This is a genomic window from Halorubrum amylolyticum, from assembly GCF_004114995.1.
GTDB lineage: Archaea > Halobacteriota > Halobacteria > Halobacteriales > Haloferacaceae > Halorubrum > Halorubrum amylolyticum.
Genome location: NZ_SDJP01000057.1, coordinates 5,778 through 7,462, shown reverse-complemented (window position 1 = coordinate 7,462; position 1,685 = coordinate 5,778). Strand labels below are relative to the sequence as shown.

Genomic DNA, 1,685 nt, shown 5'->3' with positions numbered 1-1,685 from the left:
GACCGCCTCGGTACATGTCATACTACAATACGATCCAACTTAAATATCCGCATTGCTGCTGAACGTGGTTTGTGTCGGCGTTGTCGGATTCACGCCTGTCGTAAACGACGGGATTCTCTCCTCGTAGAAAGATAGGTGGGATCGAACATACCCATCGGTACCAGCTACGACAGTAACATCGCTCATCCGCCTATCATCGGAATAGAAACCGACATCGGGCTTCATTATTGCCACCTATCGATGGGCTCACAAGCTCGTCTTGAGGATCGGTCCGATGAGGGTCGGAGGTTCCGAGACCACGAAATTGGTCAATTCGGATCGGTTCCATGGCGGACCGATCGGTCACCACGAGCGGTATCATAGCTGTTAAGTTGATATTAACCAGATCAAAAGTTGATTTTTTCGGTACTGATTAGACCTCTATGAACGGCTCTAGAAATATCTAACGGGTTTACAGTATTTCCTATTTATATGATTTTATAGGATATTCATGGAATACAGAATATAAAATTAACGATATATTTATCACAGTTATTGTATTACTAAACTCTGCATGGCACGCAAGCTGGTAAGCGAGGATGACGATAGCGACAGGTATAGCCAGACCGAAGAATCGGGCGGAGAAAACAGCAACGCGGAGGCCGCTGATGGATTACTGAACAGACGAGAGTACGTGAAGCTCGGCGCGGCGGCAGCGGGTACGATTCTTGCATCTTCGGGGTTAGGGTCGGCTACCGTAGAACGGCACGGGATGCAGTTCGACCGGGTCCTGGACGCGGTTAATGATCTCGGACTCGACAACTCGGGTGGGAAAGCAATCGATTCGACGCTTCTCAATAGTTTACAGGATGGAACGCTCATTGAGTTCCCTGACGGTCGATACACTATCGAGGATACACTCCTTAAGGAGGGTGTATCGAACGTTGGCCTCGTGGCTGCTGAGGGAGCCCAGCCTACATTCGTCCCGATCACCCCCACAAGCAAACTCTTGGATGATGAGTATCTGATCGCCTTCCAAGGATCGAACATCTTGTTCGGTGGGTTTGACCTAGACTTTACCCGTGGTTCGGATTTTGGTGGACGGATCCAATTCATCGCTGAGAGCGGCGATGTCTCCGTATTCGATGTCACTACGAAGGGACAACTGCCAGGGAACGTTGACGGTTATCGTGTGGAAACACACACAAAAGGTGGGATTGCGACGCTAGACAACGTTAACATGCGTGATGGCGCCGTCGAAGGACAATCGGCAACCGGAATATTTGTCGGACCGCCACACGCCGGCGAGATCCACATCCGCAACTGCGACATCTGGCACTTCCCCAGCAAGGGCATCTACGCGTCTAATCCCGCCCATCCCGATGTCGGAGAGGGTGGAACTGTCCACGTAGAAGGGGGACTGTACAAAAACAACAACGATTGTGACGTCCGTGTCGGAAGCGCCGGCTCCACTGTCAAAAACATCGTCTCAATCAAAGAGAATACCCGCGACGGCGAAACCGTCACGTGGAAGGACCCGATTCCACGCCGCCACTGGAACGATCGAACCAATGTCATCCAGACTCGATCGATCCGTCTCAAGTACGGGCAAGACGTCCTCATCGAAGGCTGTGAGTTCGTTCACGAGATTGGTCAAGGCGCCGGAGTCATTACGGGTGAAAGCAGTCACGGAGACGGAACAACGA

At 51.5% G+C, this 1,685-nt stretch carries 1 pseudogene; it reads left to right on the top strand.

The annotated features are described in order from the left end of the window. Nucleotides 1–553 precede the first annotated feature (553 nt). Nucleotides 554–1,685, top strand: a pseudogene (locus ESO89_RS18705) (hypothetical protein); the annotation flags it as partial.